Source organism: Chryseobacterium sp. SC28, assembly GCF_003932955.1.
Taxonomy (GTDB): Bacteria; Bacteroidota; Bacteroidia; order Flavobacteriales; family Weeksellaceae; genus Epilithonimonas.
Window position 1 is genome coordinate 1 of the sequence record NZ_QOVY01000020.1, and the last position, 23,509, is coordinate 23,509.

General features: G+C 39.5%; 20 protein-coding genes. 19 read left to right on the forward strand and 1 reads right to left on the reverse strand.

Going from position 1 to position 23,509, the window contains the following annotated elements; all coding sequences use genetic code 11:
* Positions 1 to 151 precede the first annotated feature (151 nt).
* The 18 genes from DTW91_RS10530 to DTW91_RS10615 all read left to right on the forward strand — a co-directional run bounded on the left by DTW91_RS10530 (position 152) and on the right by DTW91_RS10615 (position 21,420).
* A complete protein-coding gene (locus tag DTW91_RS10530; protein ID WP_125203340.1) occupies positions 152 to 3,223 on the forward strand; it encodes a T9SS type A sorting domain-containing protein in 3,072 nt (1,023 codons plus the stop codon).
* Positions 3,224 to 3,328: 105 nt separating this feature from the next.
* Positions 3,329 to 3,664, forward strand: a complete 336-nt coding sequence (locus DTW91_RS10535) for a hypothetical protein (protein WP_125203341.1) — start codon at positions 3,329 to 3,331, stop codon at positions 3,662 to 3,664.
* A gap of 46 nt (positions 3,665 to 3,710) precedes the next feature.
* Positions 3,711 to 4,313, forward strand: a complete 603-nt coding sequence (locus tag DTW91_RS10540; protein WP_125203342.1) for a sugar transferase — start codon at positions 3,711 to 3,713, stop codon at positions 4,311 to 4,313.
* Positions 4,314 to 4,316: 3 nt separating this feature from the next.
* The gene (locus DTW91_RS10545) at positions 4,317 to 5,285 is read left to right on the forward strand and encodes an ATP-grasp domain-containing protein (protein ID WP_125203343.1); all 969 of its coding nucleotides are present in this window, start codon (positions 4,317 to 4,319) and stop codon (positions 5,283 to 5,285) included.
* The gene (locus tag DTW91_RS10550) at positions 5,278 to 5,916 is read left to right on the forward strand and encodes an HAD family hydrolase (RefSeq protein WP_125203344.1); all 639 of its coding nucleotides are present in this window, start codon (positions 5,278 to 5,280) and stop codon (positions 5,914 to 5,916) included. The genes DTW91_RS10545 and DTW91_RS10550 overlap by 8 nt, the downstream gene beginning before the upstream one ends.
* 61 nt (positions 5,917 to 5,977) lie before the next feature.
* Positions 5,978 to 7,111, forward strand: a complete 1,134-nt coding sequence (locus tag DTW91_RS10555; RefSeq protein WP_125203345.1) for a DegT/DnrJ/EryC1/StrS family aminotransferase — start codon at positions 5,978 to 5,980, stop codon at positions 7,109 to 7,111.
* A 14-nt stretch (positions 7,112 to 7,125) separates the two neighbouring features.
* Positions 7,126 to 9,057 carry a polysaccharide biosynthesis protein gene (locus DTW91_RS10560; RefSeq protein ID WP_125203346.1) on the forward strand — a complete coding sequence of 644 codons (1,932 nt, stop codon included), beginning with the start codon at positions 7,126 to 7,128 and terminating at the stop codon, positions 9,055 to 9,057.
* 48 nt (positions 9,058 to 9,105) lie between these two features.
* On the forward strand, positions 9,106 to 9,888 hold the full coding sequence (locus tag DTW91_RS10565) for a polysaccharide biosynthesis/export family protein (RefSeq protein WP_125203347.1): 783 nt from the start codon (positions 9,106 to 9,108) through the stop codon (positions 9,886 to 9,888).
* A gap of 113 nt (positions 9,889 to 10,001) precedes the next feature.
* Positions 10,002 to 12,362, forward strand: a complete 2,361-nt coding sequence (locus DTW91_RS10570) for a GumC family protein (protein WP_125203348.1) — start codon at positions 10,002 to 10,004, stop codon at positions 12,360 to 12,362.
* Positions 12,304 to 13,731, forward strand: coding sequence for a lipopolysaccharide biosynthesis protein (locus DTW91_RS10575; protein ID WP_125203349.1), 1,428 nt, complete (start codon positions 12,304 to 12,306; stop codon positions 13,729 to 13,731). Before DTW91_RS10570 ends, DTW91_RS10575 begins: the two co-directional genes overlap by 59 nt.
* A gap of 5 nt (positions 13,732 to 13,736) precedes the next feature.
* Positions 13,737 to 14,696, forward strand: coding sequence for a glycosyltransferase family 2 protein (locus DTW91_RS10580; RefSeq protein ID WP_125203350.1), 960 nt, complete (start codon positions 13,737 to 13,739; stop codon positions 14,694 to 14,696).
* 94 nt (positions 14,697 to 14,790) lie between these two features.
* Positions 14,791 to 15,834 carry an EpsG family protein gene (locus tag DTW91_RS13075; RefSeq protein ID WP_125203351.1) on the forward strand — a complete coding sequence of 348 codons (1,044 nt, stop codon included), beginning with the start codon at positions 14,791 to 14,793 and terminating at the stop codon, positions 15,832 to 15,834.
* Entirely contained in the window at positions 15,831 to 16,658 is an 828-nt protein-coding gene (locus DTW91_RS10590; protein ID WP_125203352.1) for a glycosyltransferase family 2 protein, read from the forward strand. Before DTW91_RS13075 ends, DTW91_RS10590 begins: the two co-directional genes overlap by 4 nt.
* Positions 16,655 to 17,419: a glycosyltransferase family 2 protein gene (locus DTW91_RS10595; RefSeq protein WP_125203353.1), complete on the forward strand. Its 765-nt coding sequence runs from the start codon at positions 16,655 to 16,657 to the stop codon at positions 17,417 to 17,419. Before DTW91_RS10590 ends, DTW91_RS10595 begins: the two co-directional genes overlap by 4 nt.
* Before the next feature lie 13 nt (positions 17,420 to 17,432).
* Entirely contained in the window at positions 17,433 to 18,461 is a 1,029-nt protein-coding gene (locus DTW91_RS10600; protein WP_125203354.1) for a glycosyltransferase, read from the forward strand.
* Between the two features lie 260 nt (positions 18,462 to 18,721).
* On the forward strand, positions 18,722 to 19,561 hold the full coding sequence (locus DTW91_RS10605) for a sugar transferase (protein WP_228412707.1): 840 nt from the start codon (positions 18,722 to 18,724) through the stop codon (positions 19,559 to 19,561).
* Positions 19,562 to 19,693: 132 nt separating this feature from the next.
* Positions 19,694 to 20,239: a dTDP-4-dehydrorhamnose 3,5-epimerase gene (rfbC, locus tag DTW91_RS10610; RefSeq protein WP_125203356.1), complete on the forward strand. Its 546-nt coding sequence runs from the start codon at positions 19,694 to 19,696 to the stop codon at positions 20,237 to 20,239.
* A 5-nt stretch (positions 20,240 to 20,244) separates the two neighbouring features.
* On the forward strand, positions 20,245 to 21,420 hold the full coding sequence (locus tag DTW91_RS10615) for a hypothetical protein (protein WP_125203357.1): 1,176 nt from the start codon (positions 20,245 to 20,247) through the stop codon (positions 21,418 to 21,420).
* 65 nt (positions 21,421 to 21,485) lie between these two features.
* Here the strand turns inward: DTW91_RS10615 and DTW91_RS10620 are convergent, their stop codons facing one another.
* The gene (locus tag DTW91_RS10620; protein WP_125203358.1) at positions 21,486 to 22,655 is read right to left on the reverse strand and encodes a class I SAM-dependent RNA methyltransferase; all 1,170 of its coding nucleotides are present in this window, start codon (positions 22,653 to 22,655) and stop codon (positions 21,486 to 21,488) included.
* A gap of 122 nt (positions 22,656 to 22,777) precedes the next feature.
* Between DTW91_RS10620 and DTW91_RS10625 the strand changes: the two genes are divergently transcribed.
* Complete coding sequence (locus DTW91_RS10625) at positions 22,778 to 23,503, forward strand: SAM-dependent methyltransferase (protein ID WP_125203359.1); 726 nt, start codon at positions 22,778 to 22,780, stop codon at positions 23,501 to 23,503.
* Positions 23,504 to 23,509: the final 6 nt, after the last annotated feature.

Genomic DNA, 23,509 nt, shown 5'->3' on the forward strand with positions numbered 1-23,509 from the left:
TTTTGTTCAGATAATATCTTAATAATCTGAACTTCTGAAAATTTACTGTTTTTCATAGTCTTCCAAATTAAAAACTATATTTTTAAATATTCCTATTTTTGGGGAAGATTACACACAGATCTATGTCAATAATCTAACATTAGGCCGTCCTTTGGGCGGGACTTATTATCTTGGAGATCGGATAAACTCCGGTGGAACTTGGTATTACAATTATGAGATAGGGCAAAGTTCTTGGAATTCCTCCGAGGCGGGGATTGGTCAAAATGCAGACGGAACGACGGGTTGGGACTGGGCAGCTGCCTTCTGGTACGAAGATGGCTCCGGCTCCAACAAACGAGTACGACGGGATATCGGTAATTTTAGATTTACAAATACCGGTGCATGGTTTGTGGTGGGAAGAGCAAGAGCAAATGCTGGAGATGCTTGGACCTATTCTGATGATACTTGGAACAATAATACAACTCTGACGGCAAGCACGACCGCCGGAAATTGCTCATACTTTGATGTAAAACAATTAGAGAATCCCGTCACGAATGCTTACAATTGCACAAGCGCAACGAACCAAATAACTTTAAACTGGTCTAAATGGAATTCAAAAGATGTTATTATTCTGAGAAATACGACAGGAACTTTCACCAATCCTACGCAGGGTACAGCTTATGACGCAGGAAACACAATTGGTGGATCTGAGGTCATATATAGAGGCAATCAAACTTCATTTACCGATACCATTGTACCCGGACAAACGTACTACTATAAGTTCTATTCTGAGAACCATTCCTATTACTCCGGGGGGGTCGTGCAAAGTCCGGTGAAATTGGAAACCATTACAACATCACCCTCATCCCAAACCGTAGATCTTTATGCAGCAACGACGCCGCTTACCATCACAACAGGGATCGCAGGAATCACATCCTACCAATGGTATAGGAATGCCACCAATTCTAATGCCGGAGGCATTGCCATACCTGGAGCAACGGATAGCACCTATGTACCAGACAGTTACACTGCCGGCAGTTTATATTACTACTTACTCGTTTCTACCGGAGCAGGATCGTGCGACAAAGCAGTGAGTAATGTTTCGATGGTGACGGTCAATAGTTCTAATACCGCCGATTGGGCCAATATACAATATCCGAAAAAGGAGCTGGATACTTTTGAAGGAATCGGAATAGACGTTTTTGCACAGGTATATATCAGCGGATCTACTCCTGGACCAGGGGAGGCTAATCCACCAACACAAGCTTGGATAGGTTACAGCCCAACCAACTCGAATCCTAATACATGGCCGGAAAGTCAATGGCAAACTGCTAATTTTAATACTTCTCAAGCTTACCTTACTGACAATAATGATGAATATTGGATTTCTAAATTTGGCCAAAATTTACCCTTAGGAACCTACTACATTGCTTCGCGGTTTCGGAAACAAGGAGAAACGGCCTTTGTTTATGGTGGTACCGAGGACACAAGCGATCCATTAAGTGGAGGAATATGGAACGGCACAACCTACAAAAGTCTTAAGCTCAATATCAACAAAACAATTACGTGGAATGCAAATGTGGGAGCAACAGCTGGAGAATGGAACAATGGTACAGGTCCGGTAATCACCAGTCCGGCAATCATCGCAACCCATTTGACATCACCCACCGAGAGTTTCACAGCAAAAACTCTTACTATTAATGATGGCGTCTCACTCACCATACCCTCAGGAAATTATGTAAAAGTGCAAGATGCCATAACCAATTACAACACCGCCGCCCCGGGTATAATTCTGGAGAGCGATGCCAACTTGATACAGGTGACGAATGTATCCGTCAATGGCAATACGGGTAAAATGTTGGCGAAGCGGGACGTAACGGATATGGACAATGTATTAGCCACTCAGATGGACTATGTGTATTGGAGTTCGCCGGTGAGCGGCCAGGCTACCACGGGCAGCGCAGGATTCTCGCCGGGTACTCCTGCCAGCAGATTCTTTGAATATAGAGAATCCAACGATACGTTCTATGGCACTTTAGATACGACATTCAAAGTCGGCAAGGGTTATGCGGTCCGTGCGGAAGTGAGTGCTGCATACCCCGAGAATCCGACAGGATACAACAAAACCTACACTTTCACCGGCGTTCCGAATAATGGCGACTATAGTATCAGTCTCCAGCGAAGCAATGAGTCGGGCAGTGGGGGCATCGGCTACAACCTGATAGGCAATCCTTATCCTTCGAACATCGATTTTGAAAAATTGTATGCGGGAAACTCCGACTTGATCTACAACACGGCCTATTTCTGGACCAATAATGGGTACACCAAAACGCAGATGGGCTCGAACTATACGGGGAATAATTATGCGGTTTACAATGGCACGGGCGGCAATGCTGCGACACAGGCAGCAGGTGGCTCGGGACTGACGGCCGTTCCTAACGGGATCGTAAAAGTAGGTCAAGGCTTCATCGTTCAGAAAAAGAGTGTAGGATCAGGATTATTGAATTTTAAGAATAGCTATGGTACTGGTCAGGATCTGCGGGTGACATCGCCCGGCACCTTCTTCGAGAAAAATGGATCTGAGACGCCTCGTTTTTGGATCCGTCTGACTTCACCGTCCCTGCTTGCCAACACCCAGCTTATTGGCTACATCAATGGCGCAAGCAACGGCTTCGACCCGGATTATGATGCAGAGCTTTTGTCTATGAGTTCGGATATATTCTATTCAGTATTAGGAAGCAGGCGTCTTCTGATTCAGGGTAGATCACCCGGTTTCACGACGGAAGATGTGGTACCTTTGGGTGCGAATTATTATGAGGCTGGTGTGTACAAAATAAGTTTGGAAAACAAGGAGGGCATCTTTGCCAGCACGCAAAAAATCTATCTGAGAGATAAACTACTCAACACATATACCGACCTGACGACAGAGGATTACAGCTTTACAACAAGCAAAGGAACCGATGAGACGCGTTTCGAGATTGTTTACAAGGACAATGTTGTTTTGGGAACAGATGCTGCCACAAAATCGGATTTTGAGGTGTACAGAGATGGGGATTATTTTGTCATCAAATCGGCTTACACCTTAGGCAAAATAGAACTCTACGACGCATCGGGCAGAATGGTGCTCACGACTTCTTCGAAAGATAAAACGGCTAGGATAGATGCTTCGGCCTTGGCGAATGGCTTTTATATCATCAAAGCAGAAAACTCCGGCAAGATGCGGACGAGGAAGATTATAAAATAAGCTTGTGAAGATTAGCGTTAATTATATTTAATATAGAGAATCTAAGATTTTATTAAATTTTTATATCTTTACAGCTTGAAAATTATGTTTAGTTTTAAACGACCAATGAGAAAGTATTTTACCTTATTATATATATCATTCAGCCTGATGTCTTTTGCGCAGTTCTCAAACAACGTCTTTGACCAAGACCGTGCGGAGCCTGAAAAAGTTGCTCCCCGTCTCGCAGAGCCCGCTCAGGCAGAGGCAGTTCCATCGATGGTTCCCGACGACGAGGTTTTTACGGAACCTTCTACAGATTTGCCTGATTCGGGAGAGCTCGAAAGAGGACCAAGTAATCCCGGAGAGACTGTGCCCGTCAACGGTTACCTACCGTTGTTGCTGCTAAGCGCGGTTGCTTTGATCTTTTATTACCAGAAAAAAAATAGAAAGATTAATATTTAAAATATATAAATCCGGAATTGTTTAATTTCGGATTTATTTTGATGTGATGTACAAAAACTTCTTCAAGCCTCTTTTTGATTTTTCCTTCGCGTTAGTTTTGATCGTCCTTCTTGCTCCTGTTTTTATTTTATTAATTTTGCTGTTGTATATTTTCAATCGGGGGAAGGTCTTCTTTTTACAGGACAGACCCGGCAAGAACGAGAAAGTTTTCCGGATTGTCAAATTCAAAACGATGACCGATGAAAAGGATAAAGAGGGGAATCTGCTCCCCGATGAATTAAGGCTGACAAAAATGGGTAAGTTCGTCCGGAAAACCTCACTCGACGAGCTTCCGCAATTGCTGAATGTTCTGAAAGGCGATATGAGTTTCGTAGGACCAAGGCCGCTTTTGGTGAGCTACCTGCCGCTCTATAATGAAGAACAAAAAAAACGGCATCTCATCAAACCCGGCATCACGGGCTGGGCTCAGGTAAATGGCCGAAATACCATCACGTGGAAACAGAAATTTATCTACGATGTATATTACGTAGATCATCTCAGCTTGGCTTTGGACCTTAAAATATTTTGGATGACCATCAAGAAAGTGCTCAAAAGAGAAGGTATCAATACAGATGGGCAGGCAACTGCAGACGATTTCAAGGGAAATTAATCGATGAAGACAAATATAATCATAACATCGGCGGGACAAAGAGTCTCATTGGTCAAAGCTTTTCAGAAGGAACTTCAAAAGAAATATCCGCACTCCAAAGTGATAGCTTTAGATCGTTGTCCCGAGCTATCGGCCGCATGCCAAGTGGCGGATGGGTTTTATAAAATCTGCAGTGTGACAGATGACCATTATGTCTCCGAATTGTTGCAAATATGTAAAAAAGAAAACGTCGGAATGATAATCCCGACCATTGATACCGAGCTGCGCATTTTATCGGAAAGCAAGCCAATTTTCCAAGCAGAGAAGATCCACCTGATAATTTCGGATGAAAAATTCATAAAGCAATGCCGCGATAAAAGAGAACTGAATCATTTTTTTTCAGAATATAACATCCGATTTCCCCGTCCTGTCGATAAGCATCAGCCCTCTTTTCCCTTATTTATTAAGCCGTTCGACGGCAGTCTGAGCAAGGATATTTTTATAATAAGAGAAGCGTCTGAACTGACCGATTTCCATATCGGCCAACCCAAATTTATGTTTATGGAATACATAGATCCCGATCATTACAAAGAATATACGGTGGACTGCTACTACAACAGAAAAAATCAGCTTTCGTGCGCCGTACCGAGACAAAGAATTGCGGTAAGAAGTGGAGAAATCCATAAAGGCGTCACCGATAAAAACAGCATTATGGATTATCTGAAAACTAAAATCAGTACCATTCCGGGTGCCATTGGCTGCATCACATTCCAATTGTTTTATAACAAAGACAACCAAGACATTATCGCTATCGAGATCAATCCACGCTTTGGAGGCGGTTATCCGCTTTCGTACGAAGCAGGCGCCAACTATCCGAAAATGCTGATCGAAGAATATTTTGAAGACAAAGCCATCCATTACACCGATGATTGGGAAGACAGATTACTTATGCTGAGATACGATGCCGAAGTTCTGGTAAGAAATTATGAATAAAAAATATATCGTTTTCGATCTGGACGACACCCTTTACTACGAATTGGATTTTCTGAAGTCCGCCTATAGAGAAATTGCTCAAGCGCTTTCCCCTGCAGATCCTCAAAACTTATTGATCGAGATGTTGTCCAAATATAAAAATCAAGAAGACGTTTTCGGATTTCTATCCGTAGAATACTCCTGCACAAAAGAAGAACTTCTAAAAATGTACAGAGAACATTTTCCCGACATTAGTCTTAGAAAAGGTGTGCGAGAAATTCTGGATCAGCTCAAAAAAGATCAGGTAAAAATGGGGCTGGTGACCGACGGAAGATCTCTCACGCAGAGAAATAAAATAAATGCTTTGCAGATAGAGCCTTATTTTGAGAAGATCGTCATCTCCGATGAATTGGGTTCCGAAAAGCCAGATGAGCGAAATTTCAGAATTTTTGTCGAAGATGAATATGACTATATTTACGTAGCCGATAATCCCCAAAAAGATTTCGTCACGCCCAATATATTGGGTTGGAAAACCGTTATGATAGAGGATGATGAGGAAAAAAGGATTCATAGAATTCCCGACAATTTAGATCCATTATTTGAAGCGCAACAAGTGGTCCGCTGGAAATATTTTTATAATTTAATTAAGTAACTTTGTCAAGAGTCAATTTTAAAACCCTTAAAAATTGAAATTTAAAACTAATAAGACGGGAATGGAGTCTAAAATTTGGCTTTCTTCACCGCACATGGGAGGTGGGGAAATGAAATATATTCAGGAGGCGTTTGACCACAATTGGGTGGCGCCATTGGGGAAAAATGTGGATGAATTTGAAATCGCCATTCAGGATTTTTTAGGAGAAAACAAATATGCAGCGGCGCTCAGCTCCGGCACAGCCGCATTGCATTTGGCTTTGATACAGCTTGGCGTCGGTAGCGGCGACGAGGTCCTCTGCCAGTCTTTCACCTTTTCCGCCTCGGCCAATCCGATAAAATATCTGGGGGCAACGCCCGTTTTTGTAGATTCGGACAAAACCAATTGGAATATCTCTCCGGAATATCTGGAAATGGCCATTGCGGACAGGATCAAAAATCACAAAAAGCCGAAAGCCGTCATCGTGGTGCATCTCTATGGGATGCCTGCTAAGATGGACGAGATTTTGGAGATCTGCAACCGATACGAGATTCCGTTGGTAGAAGACAGTGCAGAATCTTTGGGCTCCAAATACAAGGGTCGGAAATGTGGCACTTTTGGAGAATTTGCCGTGCTTTCGTTTAATGGAAATAAGATTATCACCACGTCGGGAGGCGGCGCTTTGATGACCGGCACAAAAGAGCAGAAAAACAAGACGATATTTTTGTCCACCCAGGCGAGAGATCCCGCACCACATTATCAGCATTCGGAAGTGGGATATAATTACAGACTTAGTAATATCTGCGCAGGCATCGGGAGAGGCCAGATGGAAGTTTTGGAAAAAAGAATATTGCAACGAAGAGCCAATCACGATTTCTACAAAGAATTGTTTGCCGATGTAGAAGCCGTGGATGTTTTTACGGAAGCCAATTCGGATTTCTATTCCAATCATTGGCTGACGAGCATTACGCTGAACCCCAACCTGACGACCAGAACCAAAGAAGAATTGACGGCTGCATTTGCCGAAAGAAATATAGAAACACGCCCTTTGTGGAAGCCGATGCACCTGCAGCCGGTTTTCCGGGAATGCCGGTATTACGGGGAGAATGTGGCAGAGGAATTGTTTAATCGAGGGCTTTGCCTGCCTTCCGGCTCTAATCTGAACGACGACGACAAAACGAGGATTCGGGCAGTCGTAAGTCGATTTAATTTTTAATATAGCGAGAAAAAATGAAGAAGGATAAAAATCCGAAGAGATTTTCACTTAATGATAATGTGATGGATCTGGCAGATCTCAAATTTCTGCCAAGATGGGTCATTTTGTTGATCGATGTGCTGATCGTATTCTTATCACTTATTGTATCGCATTTTTTGATTTCGAGCTTAGAGGTATCTCATTACACCACAATTCCTCTGTGGTCTGTTTTTATTTTTATAATGGCGGTTACTGTTTTGTATATGTATGTATTCAAAACCTACTTGGGCGTCATCAGGCATTCTACTTTCGTGGATTTATTTAAGATTTTCCTGTCGAATCTGTGCGCCGTTTCGACGGTGGCCGCCATCAATTATATTTATTATTTGGCAGCGCACGAGAAGGTGGTTCTCATTCCCTTTTTGGGATTATATTTTGCGGTGTCCTCTATGTTTCTATTTGTTTTCAGACTTTGTGTCAAAGGCTTTTTCAACATCATCAAAGAAAACAAAAGAAGTGCTACCCGAAAAAAAATCTATATTCTGGGAGACGACGATACCTCTGTTGCCATCGCCCAGTTGGTTCTTTCCAATCCCAATTTACCCTTTGACATCCAGGGTTTTATATCCTATCACGACAAGAAAGTCAGGATCAAATTGCTCGACAGGCCGATTGTGACCAAAACTGACTTTATCAGCAATCTTAAGAACGGAATCAAAGAAGTGAGCGGGGTATTGGTTATCAAAGAAGCTTTGCAGAGAGAGGAGCTGGATTTCTGGGTAACGGTATTTTTAGAGCACAATCTGAAAATCTACAAGGCGCCCAATATGCAGAAACTGCGAGGTAACGAGATCATCCAACAGATTAATACGATACAGATTGAAGATCTGCTGAATCGGCGGCCCATCAAGCTGGATAACATGGAAGTCAAGAAAAGACATTTTCAAAAGACCGTGCTGGTGACCGGCGGAGCAGGCTCCATTGGACGAGAAATTGTGCGGCAGGTGGCGCTTCTGGAGCCTTTGCAGATTGTTATTTTGGATCAGTCGGAGACGCCGCTCTATGATACGGAGCTGGAAATGAAAGAGAAGTATCCTCAGATCAATTTTAAATTCATTCTGGCCGATATATCGAATTATGAGCGGCTGGAGCCAATCTTCAAAAAGTACAATTTCTCCATGGTTTACCACGCTGCGGCGTACAAGCACGTGCCGATTGTGGAAGACAATCCGCACGAGGCGGTACTCGTCAATATCCTGGGAACCAAAAATGTGGCTTTGCTGTCTTGCAAATACAAAGTCAACCGCTTTGTGATGGTATCGACAGACAAGGCCGTGAATCCTACCAACGTGATGGGCGCATCCAAGAGGGTGGCAGAGCTGCTGGTGCAGTCGCTTCAGAATTTCGAAGGCAACACCACCAAATTCATCACCACGCGTTTCGGGAATGTTTTGGGATCCAACGGTTCGGTGATTCCGCTTTTCAGAAAGCAAATCGAAAAAGGCGGTCCGGTTACGATCACGCATCCCGACATCGTGCGATACTTTATGACGATTGCCGAGGCTTGCGAATTGGTTTTGAATGCCGGGACGATGGGGCAGGGTGGTGAAATCTACGTCTTCGATATGGGCGAGCCGGTGAAAATTCTGGATCTCGCGAAAAGAATGATAAAACTCTCGGGTTTCGAGCCCGATATCGATATAAAAATTATCTATACCGGCCTGCGCCCTGGCGAGAAACTCTACGAAGAGCTGCTGAGCGACAATGCCCGCACCCTACCGACTTCGCACGAGAAAATCATGATTTCCAAAGATCCGTCGATGTGTTTTGAAGAGATTGACGACTTGACGGAGCAAGTCATACATTATGCAAAGAAAGAAGAGAAGCAGGAGATCGTAAAAGTATTAAAATGCATCGTAAAGGAATTCAAAAGCAATAATTCGATCTATGAATCGTTAGATAAATAAGTTTGTCTATATTTGCAAACTTGTAATGAAATTATCTTCCTAAGACTCATGAACAAATATTTATTCGCTGTTTGTCTGCCTGTTTTTGTCATTATAGTATCTTGTAAGCCGAAGCAGGATATAGATTATATGCAAAACATCGAAGAGGTGGCTATCAAAACGTCTCAACGGCAATATAATTCTACCATACAACCTTCCGACCAACTGGTAATAACGGTTCTTGCAAAAGACAATGAGGTGGCCAAGCCCTTCAACCAGAACTATTATTCCTCGGATATGTCTCAGTTTTCTTCCGTGCCATCGCGCAGTGCAACGGTGGAGCCCACCTACATCGTGGATAGCAATGGTAACATCGATTTTCCCATTCTCGGCACTTTGAACACGACCGGAAAGACTTTGGATCAGTTTAAAGATGAACTTAAAGAAAAACTTCGCAGATATATCAAAGACCCCGGCGTGAATATCAAAATGGCCAATTTCAAAGTGACGGTATTAGGAGAAGTCAACAGAAGCGGCGTGATCCCCATCCCCGACGGCCAGCCCACCACCATCCTTAATGTCATAGGCTTAGCAGGCGATCTCACGATCTATGGGCAAAGAAAGAATATCTTGCTGGTAAGAAATGTGGACGGAGAGACGACCAAACATTATATTGACCTCACCGACGCCGAGTTATTCAATTCGCCTTATTACTACGTGAAACAAAATGATGTCATCTACGTTTCGCCGAACAATGTCAGAAAAAGTGCTTCGTCTTATGGCCCTCAGATTGGTATTTGGATATCGGTGGCCTCTGTGATTTTAGGAGTTTTAGCCATTTTGGTCAGATAGTAAATGTTGTTCAAGAATGCTGATAAAACTACCCCCAACCTTTCAACGCCTTTAAATAAAAAGGAATACTGCAATTGTATTACTGTTTGCTATAATCATAAATAAAGACTTAAATGGACGTTACCAATAAAGAAGAAGAATTCAATTTAAGAGAGATTATCAAGCCTTACGTCAAAAGATGGCGGTGGTTTCTGTTCTCGCTTATTCTTACGACATTATTAGCGATTATATACATCAAATTTACGGCGCCCGTTTACAAAACGCAATCATCTGTTTTGATCAAAGATGCCAAGAAAATGTCCAGCGCATCCGGAGATTTTGGCGTGCTGGCCGGTTTAGGCGGCTTTGCGGGGATGGGAACCAACAGCATCGAGAACGAATTGGAAATCTTCAAGTCCAAAAAGATTATCGAAGATGCGACCAAAGAACTGAAACTGCAGGTTGCCATCTATTCCCGTGAGGCATTTTATGATGTAGAACTGTACAAGGATACGACGCCTTTCAACATTATTGTGATCAACGAAAAACAGTATGCCGAGTTGCCCGAAAAGCCGATTGACATCAAAATTAAAGGCGATAAGATCACGCTCTCTTCCGAAGAGTTTAAAAAAGACATTAGCACCACCTTCAACAAAACGATCAGTTTGCCTTATGCCAATTTCATTATCGTAAAAAATCCCAAATTCAACAGGAAAAAAGTCAAAAAATTAGATCTTGACGATTTCTATTTTACCTATTCGGATTTATTTAGCACAGTCAATGATTACCAAGAATCCTTAGAAGTAGATCTGGCAGACAAGGATGCAACGGTCATAAACTTGGGAATAGCGGGAGAAAACAAAGACAAAATAAGAGATATACTAAACCGTCTGGTTTTGATTTATAACAGCTATGCGATAAAGGACAAAAATTCGGAATCCAAAAAGACCAAAGATTTCATCGACGAAAGAATTAATGTCATCTCAAAAGAATTAGGAACGGTAGAAACCGATAAAGAGAGATTCAAGATCGATAATGATATTGTCGATATCGGTACAGAAGCCAAAATAAATCTGCAGACCTCTGTCGAAACCAGACAGAAAGCGCTGGAGGTAGAAACCCAGATCGAAATTGGCAGAATGCTGTTGGGATTCATAGACAGCCAAGCCGGATCCTTTCAGGTGCTCCCTACGAATATTGGTCTGGATAACCCGACGGCTACCTCCAATATCGCCGCCTACAACAAACTGGTGATGGACAGAAACCGGCTGTTGGAAAATGCAACTCCCGAGAACCCTTTGGTCAAGGAGGTGACCAAAGAATTGGCGGGTCTTAAAAATGCTATGCGCGAAAGCATTCAGCGGTATATTGCCAATCTCAATACGACCAAAAACCAAATTGACGGAGAAAACAGCTTTACGAAAAAAGAAATAGAGAAAATACCAAGACAGGAGCGGTTATTCAGAAACATCGAACGCCAGCAACAAATAAAGGAAAATCTTTTTCTGCTGCTATTGCAGAAGCGCGAGGAAGCGGCCATCTCTATGGCTATGACCGACGATAAAGCCCGAGTGGTAGATCACGCCTATATACTGAAAAAACCGGTGGCTCCAAAAAAGTTGATTGGGATTTTGGTCGCTTGGGTTTTGGGATTTCTCATTCCATTTGCATATATTTATATCAAAGAGTTGCTTAATAATAAGGTGGTCAGCAAGCACGATCTGGAGAAACTCACCACCACTCCGGTATTATCAGAAATTCCGCGCCTGAACAGAAAGGAAAAAGACACGATTACCACCAATGATCTGTCGCCCTTGGCAGAATCGTTCCGGATTTTGGTTACCAATATCAAATTTATGCTCCCGAGAAATAATGTCGCAAAAAATATTTTTGTCACTTCCACGGTAAAGGGCGAAGGCAAGACCTTCGTATCGGTGAATCTCGCCATAGCATTGGCTTCCACCAAAAATAAGGTGCTCGTCATCGGCAGTGATATCCGGAATCCGCAATTGCAGAGATATAATCCGGAGAAGAAAGGCGTCAAAGGACTGACGGAATATTTGATTTCTGATGTTGCAGATGCGCGCGCCATCATCCACCCAAGCGGTTTTCACCCGAATTGTGATTTCATCTATTCCGGCAGCATCCCGCCCAATCCTGCGGATCTGCTGCAGAACGGCAGATATCACGCATTAATCGAGTCGTTGAAAGAAGATTATCAATACATTATCTTGGACACTGCGCCGCTGATGCTGGTGACAGACTCCTTCCTTTTTGCTGATGTTGCAGATGTTACAGTGTATGTCACCCGCTCGGAAGTGACGGAGAAATCATTTATCGGCTTTGCCAATGAAAATATCAGTGCGAACAAACTCACTAATGTAGCATTTGTTTTGAACGACGTCCACAAAAGCAATTTTGGATACGGAAACAAATATGGATACGGATATCAGGCAGACGAGAAGAAATGGTGGCAGAAAATATTCAATATGTAATGTAATGCATAGTAAATTTGTTAATGCTCTTGTTAATAAATCAGGATTAAATACTGCGGTAATATTTACTGTTGCGAGCCGACTGGTTCAGGGGGCGGGCGGCTTTCTAAGTATATTTTTTGTTGTTAGATTTTTGAATAAAATAGAGCAAGGTTATTTTTACACTTTCGGAAGTATTTTAGCTTTACAAGTCTTTTTCGAATTAGGATTGACTTCGATCATTACACAGTTTACAGCGCATGAATTTGCTAAGTTAAATTTCAAAAGTCAGGAAAGGCTAGAAGGAGACCCAGTAAGCTTATCAAGAATTTCTTCTTTGCTTCATTTATCTGTGAAATGGTTTTCTGTTCTGAGCCTTTGCCTATTTGTTGTGCTAAGTCTATTTGGTTATATTTTTTTTAGTCATTATGGTAAAGATCCAATTAATTGGTTTTATCCTTGGATTATCTTGGTTTTTACAAGTAGTGTAAATCTTTTGCTAACTCCTATTTTATCATTTTTAGAAGGATTAGGAAAAGTCAAGGAAATAGCATTGATCAGACTGGTGCAGTATACATTACAAGCATGCCTCGTTCTTTCTCTTCTGTCACTGAATTTTCATCTTTTTTCAAGTCCAATTGCCAATTTTTTATCTCTATTAGTAATTCCAATATTTATATTTTTCAGCTACAGGAAAAATGTACTCATAAATATTTGGAAAAACATAGGATCCGAAAGAGTGAATTACAAAAAGGAAATTCTCCCTTTTCAGTGGAAGATATCATTAAGTTGGATCAGTGGATATTTTATTTATCAGCTTTTCAATCCAGTAGTTTTTGCAACAGAAGGCGCTATCGTGGCGGGTCAAATGGGACTTTCCTTAGCAATATTTAACGGAATTCAAAGTATTTCTCTGAGTTGGTTAAATACCAAAATACCTTCGTTTTCTGTACTAATAGCCAATGAAGAATACAGTAAATTGGATAGGATTTTTAGAAATACAGTGTTGCAATCAACTGTGGTTTCATTTCTTGGAGTTTTAGTTTTTCTGTTTTTCCTTTATATTTCGAGTTTATATAATTTTGATTTTTCAAAGAGATTTTTATCATTCACATTATTATCGTTATTAGGTTTTTCAATTATAGTCAATCAATTTGTGGCAGGACTGGCAATTTATTTAAGGTGCCACAAAAAAGAACCTTTTCTCTATTTTTCTATTGTAATTGCCATTTTGATTGGTGTAGGAATTTTTTTGTTTGGTCGGTTTTTCGGAATCTGGGGTATTATTTTGTGGTATAGTTTTGTGATCGTAGGCTTGAGTCTACCTTGGGCAATTTTCATATTTTTGAAGAAACGAAGAGAGTGGCATTATAATCATCCAACGTATTAATTATTATGGATATTTTATCTATAGTTATTCCAACATATAATAGGAGAGAGATTCTACAGTATAATCTTAATTATATTCTGGATGAAATAATTGAATTTGATATACCGATCTATATATCGGATGATAGTCCCAATGATGAAACAAAAGTGATGGTCGAGAATATTCGGAAAAGATATTCAAGAATTTTTTATAGCAAAAATGAACCTCGTCTAGGCCACGACAAAAACTGCATTGCCACTCTCAAGATGCCAAACGCAGAGTATGTATGGTATCTTGGCGATTCTATGATTATTAAAAAAGGAAGTATAAAAAAAATATTATCTATTATTCATAGACATTCTCCTGATTTTATATCATTTAAAGAGCAGAATCGACGTATAGATATACCATCAGGCCTTATATCTAAAGCCGATACTATTTTTAATGATCTTGCTTGGCATCTGACAATGTCCGGTACGACGATTTACAAGAAAAACAAAATAAAATTTGAGAATTTTAATTTGAATAAATTCAAAAATTTTCCCCAGTTGGCTCTGATTTTTGTCAGCTTTGATGACAATCAAAGCAAATTTTTTTGGCTCAACGAAAGTTTGATCTGTGGTAATGTAAATAAAAAAAGCTATTGGTCTGCCAATGTTTTTGAAGTGTTTTTTAAGGATTTGGAAAATACCCTCACCAATCTCCCTCAAAAATATAATACAAAGGATATTTCTAAAATAGTAAAAAAACATAATGTGCAATCACAGCTTTTCAGTTATTCGAATATGATCCATTTTAGGATGGCCGGGGCTTATAATTATCGCGTTTGGAGAAAATACTTCAATCGATTTTACACGCAGACAGACTGTAATATCTTTTTTTTATTTTTGCTTTCCATAACATCCCAAAAAATATTAAAAAAATTGTACATTCTTTTTAGAAAAATAAAACCTAAAAATCTTAACGATACTAAAATAAGCACTTAAAATTCACTGTAAGAAGCTGCAAGATGAATTTCAGTCTATCCATCGCTGATTAATTTACACCACTGTGTTTTTGATTAGCATAATTTAACAATCAATGGTAATTTTACTTTTTTTCATATTTGCACTGATATCGATATTTTATATCGTTCCGCCTAAAAATAAAACCATCAATAATGTAGTTACCGTCTTCCTTGTAATAATATTAATCTTGGTTGCGGGCTTGCGAGGCAAAAATGTCGATAGTGATTATTATGTTTATTATGACAATTGGCGCACTATAAATATGAGAGATGATTTGGAGTATTCTTTCATCTTGATAAAAAAAATAATCAAATCCTACCTCAATCTTGATTTTACTTATTTATTACTGACGTATGCAACGCTGGGAGTTAGTACGAAGGTTATAGGAATAAAAAAATTAAGCCCCCTCTTTTATGGTTCGCTATTAATCTATTTCAGCCACTACTTTGTGCTGCATGAGATGACACAAATTAGAATTGGCGTTGCTACGGGCTTTATTTTAATAGCAATCAATTATCTCATAAAAAAGAACTATTATTTGTTTCTCTTGTTTATGGGAATTGCAATCTTCTTTCACCAGACCAGTACTATCGCACTGTTAATTATATTCTTTAGTAATTCGAAAAGAAATATGTTATCCTTTATTCTGTTAATACCTCTAGGATATGTTATTTATTTTTCAAATTCGTATCTCAATATAGCCGTACCACTACCGTTTTTTCAGGATAAAATAGAAACTTATAAGGAAGCAACCGAATCTGGATTTTTAAAAGATTCCGAGATTAATGTGTTTAATGCGTTATTTCTTTTAAGAATACTTGTTTTTTATACCTTGATCTTATTCCGGAAGGAAATAAGCAAACAGTTTTCTGCTTTCTATTATTTGATGAAGGTATATTCCGTATCACTATTTACCTTCTTGTTTCTTTCGGATGTTCCTGTGTTTGCTTTCAGAATCCAAGAACTTTTTGGAGTTGTTGAAATAATGCTTTTCCCGTCGTTAATATTTATATTTCCCACTAGATTTAGATGGGTTGGCAAAACGACAGTGTGGTTCTTAGCACTAGTTTTATTACTTTTGGATATTTATTATAACAAATATATATTGACCTCATGATAAACGTCGCCATATTACTTTCAACGTACAACGGCGCAAGATTTTTAAAAGTTCAAATTGATTCCTTATTGGCTCAATCATACAAAAACTGGGATTTATATATAAGAGACGATGGCTCAACGGACGGAACTCCAGCTATCATTGATTATTATACATCTAATTATACAAATATTCACTTCCTTAAGGATCAAAGCAAAAATAAGGGTGCTTCTCAGAGCTTTATGTGGATTTTAGAAGAAGTCGAAGCCAATTATTATATGTTTTGCGATCAGGATGATTTTTGGCTACCGGGCAAAATAGAAATTACATTAAATGCCATGAAAGACTTAGAATCGTATTATCCCGAATTGCCACTTTTAGTTCATACGGATTTAATTGTTACCGACAGTAACTTGCAAGAAATTAGTGCTTCATTTTGGAAATATGCCAGACTAAAGCAAAATTATTTGACCAAATTCAAGTGGTTGGGGGTTTGTAATGGTGTTACAGGCTGTGCAATGATGATAAACAACAAAGCAAAGAAAATAGCCATCCCAACACCTTTTGACGCTCCAATGCACGACTACTGGGTGGCTCTGAGAGTTGCCCAGCAAGGAAAGATTTCATTCATTGCAAAGCCAACTATCTTATACCGCCAACATGCTAAAAATGAAGTAGGAGCACAAAATACCAATTACAACTATTTTATACAGAAGATAAAACATTTTTCCACCACCATAAAAAATCAATTGAAGCAACACACATTCTTAAAAGAACTTGGCTATGGTAATTTACTGACATTTTATTGGTATAAGTTAAAATATACAATAATTAGAAATATATGATTTCTGTCTGCATGACCACCTATAATGGTGAAAAACATATCAAGGAACAACTTGATTCTATTTTAAATCAACTGTCACCAGATGATGAAGTCATTATATCAGATGATGGATCTACAGACGACACTGTAAATATTATAAACAGCTACAGCGACTCTCGAATCATATTATACCACCACAAAAAAAAGCATCAAAAATTTAATTTTGGATATACTGCGAAAAATTTTGAAAATGCATTAAATAAATCAAAGGGCGATATTATTTTTCTTGCCGATCAGGATGATGTATGGTTACCAAATAAAGTACAGCAACAAACAGCAGCCCTTCAAAAAGCAGATTTGGTGCTCTCGGACTGTACAATTGTTGATGAATCGCTTAACACTATTATTCCTTCAAAATTTAAATTAGAAAAAATAAAAACCGGCTTTTGGAGAAACATCTATAAACCAGGATATTTAGGCTGTTGTATGGCGTTTCGCAGGGATCTTTTGAAAGATATTTTACCAATTCCTGAAAATGTTCCTCATGATTTGTGGATCGGTCTTATCTCTAATAATAAGGGTAAGGTTGAGTTGCTAAATATACCAACAGTGCTTTACAGAAGACATGATAATAATGTATCTGCTACGAGTCCCCTTTTTGTGGAAAAACAAAGTGATCTTCCTAAAAATAACAATACATTATATTTCAAATTACTGTACCGTTTTTTTATATTAAAAGAATATCTATTTTCAAGGTATAAACAAATTATAAAATTTAACTGATAAAAAAACACAAATGAAAATTTTACATGTAATAACACGTTCCGATCTGGGTGGTGCACAGTCAGTCGTAATAACTTTAGCAAACGCTATGTCTAAAGATCATCAAGTCACGGTTGCGGCAGGAGAAGACGGACCTATGTGGGATGCTCTGGATCGCAATGTGCGGAAAGTAAAAATACCAGAAATAGTACGCCCAATTTCACTTTTAAAAGATATCAAAGCCGCATTCAAACTCAGAAAACTATATAAAACGCTTAATCCCGACGTTATACATCTTCATTCATCTAAAGCTGGCGTTTTAGGCAGACTAGTTTTTCCTAAACATAAAACAGTCTATTCTGTCCACGGCTTTGATTCTATACGATTATCATATAAGAAATTTCTTCCCGTCGAAAGATTAATGAAAAATAGATGTAAGGCTATTGTTGTTGCAAGCAGTTATGATCGGCAAAATATGATTAAAGAAGGAATTGCAAATAATCTCTATGTTATCCATAACGGCGTAGAAATTCCTGAACTAGAAAATAACTTACATATCGCGGGATTAGAAAATTACAAAAAAACAGTAATGTGTATCGCAAGGCTTTCGCCACAAAAACGTTTTGAAAGTTACGTTGAGATTGCCAGAAAACTACCTGAATATGCTTTTGTGTGGATTGGAGTAGACGAAAAATATGATAATTTACCAACTAATCTTTTTTGCATAGGAAGCGTGCCAAATGCAAAAAAATATATACAAATCGCAGATATTTTTGTACTTCCTACTAATTATGAAGGTGTACCAATTGTTATTATTGATGCCCTAAGTTATGGAAAACCCGTGGTATCATCAGATGTCGGAGGTATTTCGGAAATTGTACGTAATGGTTATAATGGATTTGTACTTCATAATGACGATAATATTTTTGCAGATAGGATAAAATATATATTAAATAACAATGAGATCTATAAAAGTTTTTCTAAAAAATCTCTAGAAATCTTTTATAAAGATCTTACTACCGAAAAGATGATAGAGGCATACTACGAAGTATATACTTTATAAAACATCATTTAAAATTAACAAAATTTTTAAGATGTTTAAAAAAGGCCGGTTTGTATCAATGTTTATATTTAATATATTTGCAAAAACTAAACTGATGAAAAAGGTTAAAATAAAAGGATTAGAGAAGCCGTAATAAAAGTTTTATGAAAGTAAAAACTTATTTGAAACCATCTAATCCACGCCAGCGATGCCTGTTTATCAATGTAAGCGATATATCGCTCAAGCTTTTTCGAGGGCATAGACTCAAAAGATCTTTTAAAGTGATTAGATATAATTCCGAAAAAAACGATAAAAGTATTTTGGAATATGTAAACCGTTTGAATATCAAAACTATTGTAATTGAAACCTCAAATCTAAATCACTTGCCTGAAAACTTAACCAACGATATTATCGATGCGAGACTTAATGGCGTTAGCGTTTATGATGCGCACGAGTTTTATGAAATAGTCAACAGAAGAATACCTCTGGTAAAGCTCAATTCGAACGAATATCTTGCAGATGATATTTTTTCCATCGGATTGAAACACCGCTCAGGATTGTCCACAAAAAGGGTAGTTGATGTCTTATTGGCATTGGCTATTTTGCCCGTGGCTTTGCCTTTGATCGCATTGGGCTGTTTCCTCACTTTTATTTCTTCCTCGGGAAGAGTTTTCTTCGTGCAGGAACGGGTGGGTATGAACTCCAAAAGATTCAAGATCTACAAAATCCGAACTATGAAATCCGACCATAGCGGCGGCTATACCACCTGCAATGACGACCGAATCACCCCTTTTGGAAAATTCCTCCGGATGTCCAAAATCGATGAACTCCCGCAACTCTATAATATCCTTAAAGGAGACATGAGCCTTATAGGTCCGCGTCCGGAAAGACCCGAGTTCGTAGAAATCTGTAATGCAGAAAATGCATATTATGACCTGAGGCACGTAGTAAAACCTGGCGTAACCGGCTGGGCCCAAGTCAATCTCCCGAAAGCAACCCCGGAAGACAACCTCAAAAAATTGGAATACGATCTCTACTATATTAAAAACTACTCACCCCAATTGGATCTGGAAATTATATTGCGGACGATACAGGTGGTTCTTACTATGAATAGCAATTAGCACCTTCCAAAAAAGCAATAAACCGTTGTTCAAATTGAAAGAAAGAGCCATTAGCCGCAGGTGTACTTTTTTAGTTCAATTTTCCTGAGTCTTATCAAATTCATAGTTTTAAATCCATAGGAACCTATCACGATGAAAATCAAAGAAACACCGCTCAAAGACTGCTATATCATCGAACCTACAATTTTCGAAGACGAAAGAGGATATTTCTACGAAAAATTCAACGAGGAAAAATTTGAGGAATTGACCGGCGCCAACGGTCATTTCGTCCAAGATAATATTTCGAAATCCTGCTATGGCGTCTTGCGTGGCATCCATCTGCAGAAGGGAGAGCACGCGCAGGCCAAGCTGGTGTCCTGCTTGCAAGGCAAGGTTTTCGATGTCGCTGTAGATTTGCGAAAAGATTCACCTTCTTTTGGTCGGTGGTTTGGCGTAGAACTCACGGAAGAGAACAAACTGCAATTGTACGTTCCCAGAGGTTTCGGACACGGATTCTCCGTCTTGAGCGAGACGGCCGTATTTTCGTATAAATGCGATAACTACTACAACAAAGCGTCGGAAGGTAGCGTGCTTTGGAACGATCCCGATCTCCATATTGATTGGAAATTGCCCCCCGCCGATGTGATTCTTTCCGAAAAAGATCAATTATCGCCGACTTTTGCTCAAGGAAATTACTGACGAAAATGATAAGATTTTTTAGTGCTTTAATATTTTTAGCTTCACAATTTGTATATTCTCAGAAGAACCTTCCTATCATCGCATTTCAGGGAATTCCAGGGGACTACAATTCCGGTAGTCATTATGCAAATCTAAAAAATGCCGGTTTCAATGTGAATCTTCAAATGTATTCAAACATGGCCGAAGTAAAGAATGCTTTGATTCTTTGCCAAAAATATGGTGTCAAACTTATATTCTCAGTCTCGGGTTTGAAAGAATCACCTGAAAAATTTGTAAATCAAGTGAAAGATCATCCTTCTCTTCTTGGTTATTACATTGAAGATGAGCCCAATACTGACAGATTCTCGGCATTGAACAGTATTGTAAAAAAAATTCGGCTTTTGGATAAAAATCATGTGACGTACATTAATTTGCTTCCCAATTATGCTACTCCAGATCAATTAAAAGCTCCTAATTACAACGAATATGTAAAAATGTATGCTGCTAAAGTAAATGCAAACGTTATTTCGTTCGATCATTACGCATTGGTGGATAACAAAATCAGATTTAATTTCTACCAAAATTTGGAAATTATAAAACAAGTTTCTTTGCAAAACAATTTACCTTTTTGGGCCTTTGCGTGCTCTGTAATCCACTTTAACTACCGTAAACCGACTGTTGGGGGTTTAAAATTGCAACAATTCAGTAACTTGTTGTATGGTGCCAAAGGGTTGCAATATTATACATATTGGGGCGTCAATGACGAGTATTGGAAATTAAATAACTACAGCTACGCTATCGTTGATTCTGCTGGGAAACCAACTCCTACATACAATATTGTTAAAGTGGTTAATGAACAAATAAAGAAGCTTTCTTGGATTTTTACCAAATCCAAAGTAGACTCCGTTTTTCATGTCGGAGACAGCATCCCCCTCGGTACCAAAAGAATGAATTTTTTGCCCAAGAAATTCAGAATATTCAAAACTTATGAGAGAAAGGCGCTGGTTTCTTTTATGTCCGCCGGAAACCGCAAATTTGTGATCGTCCAGAACAAAGATATCTTCAGACCAATGCCTTTCAATTATCAGGTGGAAGCTGGCGTCTCGATGATCGATAACGCTACGGGAAAAATTAAAACCATATCCACAAGAGAAGCCATTTACAACATTCCACCCGGCGATATCCTGATTTTTACCTACTGATAATCATCCTTCTAATCCCATTCTTCCTTTATCAGTAGCCTGCGCTCCGCCGCAAAACCGCAGTTTTATTCTCCGGCTGTATTCCTGTGTTTCCCTTTTTTCGAACCGTCGTACATCTCATATTGTAGGAATCTCGTCTCCAATTTTCCGTTGTACAGTTTGATTTTTCTGGACGGTCGGAGGCCGATTTTCTTAGGCGCATCGAGGTCGGCAGAGATCAGCCAAGCCAATGTGTTGGGATAATGTTGCTTGAAGGTATCACCGATTTTCTTATAAAAATCATCCTCGTTAATGGAAATTCTCTCGTCGTAAGGCGGATTGAAAACCATCAGAAGCGGAAACAAATCTTTCTCCGATTCGAAGAAATTTTTATGCTGTACCGTGATGATATCCTCCATTTCGGCCGCGGCAATATTGGCTCTTGCTGCTTCCAACGCTTGCTCGTCCACATCATAACCAACGATTTTTCCGCTGAATTCTCGTACGCGGTTTAGCCGCACTTCTTTGATTGTCGAAAATAATTCGGCATCGTAATTCTTCCAGTTTTGGAATGCAAACCCTTTCCTGAAAGTCTGTGCGGGAAGATCTATCGCAATCATTGCCGCTTCTATCAGCAGGGTTCCCGAGCCGCACATTGGATCCAGAAAATTCCCTTTCCCGTCCCAGCCTGCCAATTGCAACATTCCGCTGGCGAGCACTTCGTTGATGGGCGCCACCGTTTGCTCTCTCCTGTAACCCCGTTTGAAAAGCGCATCGCCGGAGCTGTCCAGCGAAATCGTTACCAATTCTCTGTCGATATGAAGGTGGAATTTGATCTGTGGATTTTTGCTGTCCACGTTGGGGCGCTTTCTGTATTTCAGCACAAAGTAGTCGGCAATAGCATCTTTCATCTTCAGCATCATAAATTGGGAATGCGTGAATCTTTCGGAATTGATCGTCGTGTCAATCGCAAAACTTTGATCCACAGTCATATACTCGTCCCAAGGAAAAGCAAAAATCTTGTCATAAAACTTATTCTCGTCCCAAGCTTTGAAAGTCATCACGGGAACGATGATTTTCAGCGCCGTTCTGCAGGAATAGTTGATCTTGTAGAGAAAACCAAGATCGCCCTCACAATTGATCGCGCGGTTCTTGACTTCCACATTCCGGCCGCCTAATTTTCTGACTTCCTCCGCCAAAATCTCCTCCAGCCCGAAAAAAGTTTTGATCTGTATCTGCAAATTTTCTGTGTCCATTCCGCAAAAATATGGAATTTAGTTTGGCTTGTCGGTTTATGGGCAATGAAAATGATAACAAGTTATAAAAACCATCACCGATCAACCATCAACAATCCACCAAAAAACACTATTTTTGCACGATGCAATGGTTCGAAGAATGGTTTGATACGCCATATTATCATATTTTGTACAGCGACAGAGATTATAAAGAAGCGGAAGATTTTCTCAATCTTTTGACCGATAATTTGCAACTTTCCGAAAACGCCAAGATTATCGATCTCGCTTGCGGACGAGGCCGGCACGCAATCTACCTCAACAAACTTGGTTTTGAGGTCTTGGGTCTGGATCTTTCCGCACACAACATCAGTTTTGATAAGCAATTTGAGAACGAATCGTTGAAATTCCGGGTTCACGATATGCGGCAACCCATCGAAAGCGATCCTGCAGATGCAGTTTTCAACCTATTTACGAGTTTTGGTTATTTTGAAACCGAAGCCGAAGACAAAAGCGTGTTCCGCTCGGTGGCAAATGTTCTGAAGGACAAGGGTTGCTTCGTCCTCGATTTTTTGAATGCTGAATATGTAAAAAAGAACCTCATCGAGACGACTGTTACGGAAAAACAAAATATCGTCTTCCATATCAAAAAGCATGTCGAAGATGAATACATTTTGAAGGAAATCGACTTTCAGGATCAGGGAAAGAATTATCATTTTTTCGAAAAAGTAAAACTGACAAGGCCGGAAAAAATAGTGCAGTATGCAGACGAATTCGGTTTTGAACTCGTCCAAAGATGGGGCGACTATGAACTGAACGATTTCGATGAAAAGTCTTCTCCGAGATGCATCAATTGGTTCAAAAAGAAATAAGAAACA

Excerpts from the sequence above, each read along its gene's own strand:
- DTW91_RS10625 (WP_125203359.1), top strand. The coding sequence starts at position 22,778 with ATGCAATGGTTCGAAGAATGGTTTGATACGCCATATTATCATATTTTG.
- DTW91_RS13075 (WP_125203351.1), top strand. The coding sequence starts at position 14,791 with ATGGTAATTTTACTTTTTTTCATATTTGCACTGATATCGATATTTTAT.
- DTW91_RS10565 (WP_125203347.1), top strand. The coding sequence starts at position 9,106 with ATGAACAAATATTTATTCGCTGTTTGTCTGCCTGTTTTTGTCATTATA.
- DTW91_RS10590 (WP_125203352.1), top strand. The coding sequence starts at position 15,831 with ATGATAAACGTCGCCATATTACTTTCAACGTACAACGGCGCAAGATTT.
- DTW91_RS10600 (WP_125203354.1), top strand. The coding sequence starts at position 17,433 with ATGAAAATTTTACATGTAATAACACGTTCCGATCTGGGTGGTGCACAG.
- DTW91_RS10580 (WP_125203350.1), top strand. The coding sequence starts at position 13,737 with ATGGATATTTTATCTATAGTTATTCCAACATATAATAGGAGAGAGATT.
- DTW91_RS10575 (WP_125203349.1), top strand. The coding sequence starts at position 12,304 with ATGGATACGGATATCAGGCAGACGAGAAGAAATGGTGGCAGAAAATAT.
- DTW91_RS10615 (WP_125203357.1), top strand. The coding sequence starts at position 20,245 with ATGATAAGATTTTTTAGTGCTTTAATATTTTTAGCTTCACAATTTGTA.
- DTW91_RS10555 (WP_125203345.1), top strand. The coding sequence starts at position 5,978 with ATGGAGTCTAAAATTTGGCTTTCTTCACCGCACATGGGAGGTGGGGAA.
- DTW91_RS10560 (WP_125203346.1), top strand. The coding sequence starts at position 7,126 with ATGAAGAAGGATAAAAATCCGAAGAGATTTTCACTTAATGATAATGTG.
- DTW91_RS10620 (WP_125203358.1), bottom strand. The coding sequence starts at position 22,655 with ATGGACACAGAAAATTTGCAGATACAGATCAAAACTTTTTTCGGGCTG.
- DTW91_RS10545 (WP_125203343.1), top strand. The coding sequence starts at position 4,317 with ATGAAGACAAATATAATCATAACATCGGCGGGACAAAGAGTCTCATTG.
- DTW91_RS10535 (WP_125203341.1), top strand. The coding sequence starts at position 3,329 with ATGAGAAAGTATTTTACCTTATTATATATATCATTCAGCCTGATGTCT.
- rfbC (WP_125203356.1), top strand. The coding sequence starts at position 19,694 with ATGAAAATCAAAGAAACACCGCTCAAAGACTGCTATATCATCGAACCT.
- DTW91_RS10570 (WP_125203348.1), top strand. The coding sequence starts at position 10,002 with ATGGACGTTACCAATAAAGAAGAAGAATTCAATTTAAGAGAGATTATC.
- DTW91_RS10540 (WP_125203342.1), top strand. The coding sequence starts at position 3,711 with ATGTACAAAAACTTCTTCAAGCCTCTTTTTGATTTTTCCTTCGCGTTA.
- DTW91_RS10595 (WP_125203353.1), top strand. The coding sequence starts at position 16,655 with ATGATTTCTGTCTGCATGACCACCTATAATGGTGAAAAACATATCAAG.
- DTW91_RS10550 (WP_125203344.1), top strand. The coding sequence starts at position 5,278 with ATGAATAAAAAATATATCGTTTTCGATCTGGACGACACCCTTTACTAC.